The organism is Streptomyces sp. KR55 (assembly GCF_052245645.1).
In the GTDB taxonomy this organism is placed as follows: Bacteria; Actinomycetota; Actinomycetes; order Streptomycetales; family Streptomycetaceae; genus Streptomyces; species Streptomyces flavusporus.
Map to the genome: position 1 here is coordinate 1 of NZ_JBQQCE010000476.1, position 7,629 is coordinate 7,629.

The 7,629-nt window shown below is 66.8% G+C and carries 3 protein-coding genes and 1 pseudogene; all 4 read left to right on the top strand.

All coding sequences use genetic code 11. The annotated features are described in order from the left end of the window. Nucleotides 1-344: 344 nt before the first annotated feature. The gene (locus ACTWQJ_RS42350; RefSeq protein ID WP_443311743.1) at nt 345-2,816 is read left to right on the top strand and encodes a Pls/PosA family non-ribosomal peptide synthetase; all 2,472 of its coding nucleotides are present in this window, start codon (nt 345-347) and stop codon (nt 2,814-2,816) included. 138 nt (nt 2,817-2,954) lie between these two features. After that, the gene (locus tag ACTWQJ_RS42355; RefSeq protein WP_443311741.1) at nt 2,955-6,242 is read left to right on the top strand and encodes a non-ribosomal peptide synthetase; all 3,288 of its coding nucleotides are present in this window, start codon (nt 2,955-2,957) and stop codon (nt 6,240-6,242) included. Between the two features lie 36 nt (nt 6,243-6,278). Continuing rightward, nucleotides 6,279-7,286, top strand: coding sequence for a TauD/TfdA family dioxygenase (locus ACTWQJ_RS42360; protein WP_443311742.1), 1,008 nt, complete (start codon nt 6,279-6,281; stop codon nt 7,284-7,286). Beyond that, nucleotides 7,283-7,629, top strand: a pseudogene (locus tag ACTWQJ_RS42365) (2,3-diaminopropionate biosynthesis protein SbnB); the annotation flags it as partial. The gene ACTWQJ_RS42360 and the pseudogene ACTWQJ_RS42365, both read left to right, overlap by 4 nt.

Here is a 7,629-nt window from a genome sequence, read left to right on the forward strand (position 1 = left end):
ATCAGCCGGAACATCACGCGAGCTCGCCAACTCCCGTAGATCGGCCATCTGTTCAGAGGAGAGATCCATACCAGACTCAACGAGCAGAGAAGCGTAAGGTTCCACGAACAGGATCACGAGACACTAGAGCGTGATGGTTTCGTGAAGGCATGAATTCACGAACTCGCGGCGTCCGGGTTGCTTTATCTGCCCAGCGCTCGACGCTCAGCGCTCAGCGCGAGGAAACCGGGCGTCGGTCGCACCGGCGATGGTGTTCAATATTTCCTCAAGGAGCTTGCGTGGTGGAGAAGTCTGCCAAGTCCCTGACGACCGTGCCGGACAACAGCCCGTCGACGGAAACTGAGATGAATCTCGCCGAGGTACTCGCTGGCGTCGTGTGCGTCAAGCAGGTGTCGGTCGACAGCCATTTTTTCGATGACCTCGGCAGTAATTCATTGGTGATGGCTCAATTCTGTGCACGCGTCAGAAAGCGGGCGGATTTGCCGTCCGTGTCGATGAAAGATATCTACCGTTACCCGACGATCCGCAGCCTGGCGACGGCGCTCGCCGATATCGGTACCGACGCCGGAACCGGTGCCGTTGCCACACCCGCCCCCGTCAGTTCGCCGGTCCCGGAATCGTCGGAGGCGGTGACTCCAGTCAGCACACTGCAGTACACCCTCTGCGGAACGCTGCAGCTCCTGCTTTTCCTAGGATATTCCTCCCTCGCTGCAATTTTCACCGCCCGCGGCTATGCATGGATATCCGCCGGCTCGAGTTTGACGGACATCTACCTGCGCTCGACTGTCTTCGGCGGCGCCGGCTTCGTCGGCATGTGCACTTTCCCGGTCGTGGCCAAATGGATCCTTATCGGTCGGTGGAAAAAACGCGAATTCCCGGTCTGGAGTCTGGCCTATCTGCGCTTCTGGACCGTCAAGGTGCTGCTCCACGCCAACCCGATGGTCTTCTTCGTCGGTAATCCCCTGTACGTGCTGTACCTGCGTGCACTCGGCGCACGAATCGGCAAGGGTGTCACGATCCTCTCCCGCAACGTTCCGGTCTGCACCGACCTGCTCACGATCGGCGCCGACACGGTGATCCGCAAGGACTCGTTCTTCCTCTGCTACCGGGCGCACGCCGGCCGTATTCAGACGGGGCCGGTCACCCTTGGCCGGGATGTGTTCATCGGCGAGAAGACCGTGCTCGACATCGACACGTCTATGGGCGACGGGGCGCAGCTCGGTCATACGTCCTCGCTCCACAGCGGCCAGGCGGTCCCGGGCGGCCAGCGGTGGCACGGATCTCCGGCGCAGCGCACGGAGCTCGACTACGTGAGGGTCCCGCCCGCCAGGTGCGGCACCCTGCGCCGGCTCGGCTTCGGCCTCGCCACCGTGGGTCAGCTGTTCTTCCTCTCCGTGCCGCTGGCCGTCGGGGGCCTGTACATGCTGTTGACACAGGTCCCGGCGCTGAGCGACCGGCTGGGCCCGGGCGCGGGAGGGCTCGGGTCGCCGGAGCTCTACGTCGATGCGCTGATCGTTTCCTGCGTTCTGTTCTTCAGCTTCGTCGTCGTGGGCGTCGCCGTTCTGTTCACCGTCCCGCGCCTGCTGAATCTGGTCGTCAAGCCGGACAAGGTATATCCACTGTACGGTTTTCATTACTCGACGCACCGGGCGATCGCACGCATCACCAACGTGAAGTTCTTCACCTGGCTCTTCGGTGACAGCTCCTACATCGTCCACTATCTGCGCGGTCTTGGATACGACCTGTCCCGGGTGGAGCAAACCGGGTCGAACTTCGGCACGGAAGTGCAGCACGAGACCCCGTACCTGTGCTCTGTGGGCAGCGGCACGATGGCCGCTGACGGCCTGTCGATCGTCAATGCCGACTTCTCGAGCACGTCTTTCCGGGTGTCCCGGGCGTCGATCGGGCCGAACAACTTCCTCGGGAACAACATCGCCTATCCGTCTGGGGCCAAGACGGGCGACAACTGCCTCCTCGCGACGAAAGTGATGATTCCGCTCGACGGCGAGATGCGTGAGGGGGTGGGTCTGCTCGGCTCACCGTGCTTCGAGATTCCCCGGTCGGTGGAACGCGACTGCCGGTTCGACCACATGCGGACCGGGGACGAGTTGCACCGCAACCTCGCTGCCAAGAACCGCTACAACATCCGCTCGATGGTCCTCTTCCTGCTCGTGCGGTGGCTGTACTTCTTCGTGCTCACGGTGCTCGCCCTCGCGGATGTCGAACTGTATGACTCCTTTGGACATGTACCGATCGCGGTATTCATGGTGTTCACCCTGGCGTTCACCCCCCTCTACTTCGTACTGGTGGAGCGTGCCATCGTGGCTTTCCGCGCGCTGCGACCGCGGTTGTGCTCCATCTACGACCCGTATTTCTGGTGGCACGAGCGTCTGTGGAAGGTGCCTGACGAGTACCTCAACGTCTTCAACGGCACCCCCTTCAAGAACGTGATCTGGCGGTTCCTGGGTGTTCGGCTCGGCAGCAGGGTCTTCGATGACGGCTGCTATCTGACGGAGCGGATGCTCACCACCATCGGGAACGACTGCACCCTCAATGCGGGGAGCAAGATCCAGTGCCACTCGCAGGAGGACGGCACCTTCAAGTCCGACCGCAGCACGATCGGCGACGGATGCACCCTCGGTGTCGGCTCCCACGTCCACTACGGCGTGACGATGGGTGACGGTTCAGTGCTGGCGCCCGACTCCTTTCTCATGAAGGGCGAGGAAGTCCCGCAGCACGCGCGGTGGGGTGGAAACCCGGCCACGGAGATGAGAGATGCCCCCCGTCAGCCGACAGCACTGGTGCGGAAGGGGTAGCAGGACCATCTCGGTCAGCGGGCTCACCTGGCTGGACACACCGGTCTGCCGGTCTGCCGAGAGCAACGACGACAGTGGAGCCGCCCTGGCCGGCGGCGACAGACATGGTGGCCACGGCGAGCGGAGAGGGACAGATCGATGGCAAGGCGAGTGGAAGCGGACCAGGAGTTCTGGCGCGGTGTGCTCGTCGCCGGCAGATCCACCACGATCCCGCGGTGGACGCTCCATCCGATGACGGGCGTCGACGAGCACGAGGCCACGATCCCGGACGACGTCATGGGCGCCTTGCGCCGGTTGGCGGAGGACCTCACGATGCCGCTCGACTCCGTGATGCTGGCCACGCACGCCAAAGTACTCGCCGCGCTGTCCGGCGAGCACGACGTCACCACCGGCTACGTCGCCGAGGAGGGCGGCCGACCGTTGCCCTGCCGGCTGACGACCGTACCCCCATCGTGGCGGGCGCTGCTGGTGGACACCCATCGCGTCGCGTCGGAACTACTGTCGCACAAGGACTTTCCGGTCGACTCACTCAGGCGCGAGCTGGGCCTGACCGAACCGTCGATCGAGACCGTCTTCGATCCGAATCCGACCTTCGATCCCCGTCCGACGGGCGTCGGCGGCGATCTCGCCGGAGACACCGTGTTGTGGGTGGGCTTCTCGGACCACGGCGGCCCACCCGTGTTGCGACTGCGGTACCGGACCGACGTACTCGACGCGGACTACGCCGCCAGGATCGCCAGTTACCACGTCAACGCGCTCGCGCTCATCGCTGCGGATCCGGATGCCGAGCACGCGCGGCAGAGCCTGCTTTCCACCGAGGAGCTCCGGTTCCAGCTCGAAGGGCTGTCCGGACCGTGCCGTACCCTGCCGGATGCCCGGATGCACGAGCTGTTCGAGCAGCGGGTGAGGCTGCACCCGGATGCCGTCGCCGCCGTGCACGGCGACCGGCAGTGGACGTACCACGAGCTCAACGCACGTGCCAACCAGCTGGGACGAGCCCTGTTGGCGCGGGGGCTGCGGCGCGAAGGTGTCGTCGCGGTGGTGACCGAGAGAAACCTGGACTGGATGGCCGCCGTCCTCGCGGTCTTCAAGGCCGGAGGCGTGTACCTGCCCGTCGAGCCGCACTTCCCGGCCGACCGCATCGCGGCCATGCTCTCCCGCGCCGAGTGCGGGCTCGTGCTCACCGAACCCGGCAGCACCGACTCGCTCGACCAGGCCCTGGACTCGCTACCGGGGGTCCGGAAGCTCCTCGTCGGCACGGCGTACGACGAGGGCCATGCCGACGACGACCTGGGCATCGCCGTCGCGCCGGACCAACTCGCCTACATCTACTTCACCTCCGGCTCCACGGGAGAGCCCAAGGGCGCGATGTGCGAGCACGCGGGCATGGTCAACCACCTCTATGCCAAGATCGACGACCTGAAGATCGGCAAGGGGCAGGTGGTCGCCCAGACCGCCCCCCAGTGCTTCGACATCTCGCTGTGGCAACTGGTGTCCGCGCTCCTGGTCGGTGGGCGGACCCTGCTGGTCGAGCAGGAGGTGATCCTGGACGTCCAGCGGTTCGTCGACAAGATCGCCGCCGGCCGGGTCGCCGTGCTCCAGGTCGTGCCGTCGTACCTCGAGGCCGTACTGACGTATCTGGAGCAGCACCCGCGCGAGCTGCCCGGCCTGCGGTACGTGTCTGTCACCGGTGAGGCGCTGAAGAAGGAGCTCACACAGCGCTGGTTCGCGGCCGAGCCCGACATCAAGCTGGTCAACGCGTACGGCTTGACCGAGACCTCCGACGACACCAACCACGAGGTCATGGACCAGGTGCCGGACCGCGAACGGGTCCCGCTCGGTCCCCCCGTCAGCAACGTGCACGTCTACGTCGTCGACGAGCAGCTGTCACCGGTGCCGCTCGGCGCCCCCGGCGAGATCGTCTTCTCCGGCGTCTGCGTCGGCCGCGGATACGTCAACGACCCCGACCGCACCAAGCAGGCCTTCATGCCCGACCCGCACCGCGAGGGCGCCCGGCTCTACCGCAGTGGCGACCACGGTCGCTGGCTGCCCGAGGGCAAGCTGGAGTTCCTCGGACGCCGCGACACCCAGGTCAAGATCCGTGGCTTCAGGATCGAGATCGGCGAGATCGAGAACACCCTGCTGCAGGTGCCCGGTGTCCGCGACGGCGCGGTGGTGGTCGCCGAGCGGCCCGACCGGAGCAAGCACCTTGTGGCCTTCTACTCCGGCCCGGGATCACTCCCGGCCGAGGACCTGCGGGACCGGCTGGGTGAGTCGCTGCCGGAGTACATGGTGCCGTCGGCCTTCCACTGGCGGGAGAGTCTGCCGCTGACCGCCAACGGCAAGACCGACAAGAGGGCGCTGGCGGCGCTCGCGGGAGAACTCGACGTCGTCGAGGACTACGAGGAAGGTCACCACGCGCCGGGTACAGCGACCGAGCAGCGGCTGGCGGCCGCCTGGGCGGAGGTGCTCGGCATCCCGCAGGCTCAGATCGATCGACGGGACCATTTCTTCGGCCGGGGTGGCACATCGCTGTCGGCCGTGAAGCTGGTGATCACCCTGGACCGCGCGGTATCGCTCAAGGACGTGACCCGTCATCCGGTCCTCGCCGATCTGGCCGCGCTGGTCGACGGCAGGTCCGATCGGCGTTCCGGGCTGCTTCAGTCGCTGTCCGAACCGGAGGGTGCGCCAGCCGGTGCCCTGGTGTGCTTCCCCTACGCCGGCGGCAACGCGGTGAACTTCCAGCCGATGGCCAAGGCGCTGCTGGGCAGTGGGATCGCGGTCTACGCCGTTGAACTGCCCGGTCACGACGTGGCCGCCGAGAGCGAGCCTTTCGCGCCGATGGCGGACGTGGTTGCGCAGGTCGTCGCCGAGATCACCGAACGTGGCCTGCCCGGAGTACTGCTGTGGGGTCACTCCTCGGGCTCGGCCTTCGCCGTGGAGACCGCCAGGCAGCTGGAGGAGCGCGGGGTGGATGTCCAACGGGTCTTTGTCGGCGCGCAGTTGCTCGGCAACGCCGCTGACCGGCGCGACGCCGTCACCGAGCTGACCGGGCAGAGCAACGCCGAGATCGCCGCGAAGCTGAGCACGGACAGCGGCTACACCGAGCTCCATGAGCTGGATGCGCAGCGCGCCGAGCATGTCGGTGCCGCCTACCGGCACGACTGCGTGTCCGCACACCGCTATTTCGCCCACGTCCTCGACACTCCCCCGGCGGTGAAGCTGTCCGCGCCGGTCACCGTGGTCGTCGCCACCGACGACCCGATCACGGCTGATCACTCGCGCCGTCACCGCGACTGGGAGCTCCTTGCGGTCCGCGTCGACCTGCACGAACTCGCCGAGGGCGGCCACTACTTCCTGCGCACCTGTCCGGCCGAGGCAGCACAGGCCGTGCTGCGCACCGCCGAACTACTGCCTTCTTCCTGAGCGGCACACACAGCTGCACACTGAAAGGAAATCAGGATGTCCTCCATATCCCCGACATCGCTGCTCGACGACGTCGAGTTGCAACCCGGCCGTCCTCCGATACTGCAGGCCGAGACCCCCGGCGACGCGCCGAGCTGGGCAGCCGAGCACCGGGGCGCGCTGCGCGCCGTCGTCGCCGAGCATGGCTGTGTCCTGGTCCGCGGCCTCGGGCTGCGCGACGTGGCCGGGACCGGTGCCGTCTTCGAGCGGCTGAGCACCGGGCTGATGACGGAGAGGGAGGCCTTCGCACTCCGGCGGATCTACGCCGACGGCGTGTACTCCTCAGCGCAGTGGCCGCCGAACCAGCCGATGTGCATGCACCACGAACTGAGCTACACGCTGGAGTTCCCCGGTCTGATGCTGTTCGCCTGCCTCACTGCGCCCACCGAGGGCGGGGCGACCGGAGTGGCCGACGCGGCGACCGTGCTCGAGGAGCTGCCCACCGATTTGACCGAGCGGTTCGAGCGGGAGGGCTGGCTGCTCACCCGCAGCTACAACGACGAGATCGGGTCGTCCGTGACCGAGGCGTTCGGCACCGACGACCGGGGCGCCGTCGAGAGTTACTGCCGCGCCAACGCGATCGAGTTCGATTGGCAACCCGACGGGGCCTTGCGCACCAGGCAGCGCCGCAGCGCCGTGGTGCGCCATCCGGTCACCGGCCGGCGCTGCTGGTTCAACCAGATCGCGTTCCTCAACGAGTGGACGTTGGCCCCCGAGGTCCGCGAGTACCTCGTCGAGGTCTACGGCGCCGACGGGCTGCCGTTCAACACCCGTTTCGGAGGCGGCGACCCGATCGGCGAGGACGTGGTGCAGCTGCTCAACGAGGTCTACGAGGCCAACACCGCACGCGAGCCGTGGCAGGCCGGCGACCTGATGCTCGTCGACAACATACGCACCGCGCACAGCCGGGAGCCCTTCGAGGGATCGCGCGACGTGCTCGTCGCGATGGCCGACTCGGTGCGACTGTCCGACTGCTCGCCGACCGTCGAGGTGACCGCCCGATGACCGCCATCCCCCCCGCCGTGACGGCGTCCGCGACAACCGAGCCGCACACCGTGCCACCCTTCGCGGTGATCTCCGGTGCCCAGGTCCAGCAGGTGCTGGAGGGGCGCGAGAAGCAGATCGTCGAGTTGGTCGAGGCCGCCTACCGGCTGCACGGCGCCGGTGACTCGGTGAACCCGCCGTCGTACTTCCTGCGTTTCCCCGACCGCCCGTCCTCCCGGATCATCGCGCTGCCGGCCTCGATCGGCGGGCACGTACAGGTGGACGGCGTGAAGTGGATCTCCAGCTTCCAGGAGAACGTACAGGCCGGCATCCCGAGGGCATCCGCCGTGCTGATCCTCAACGA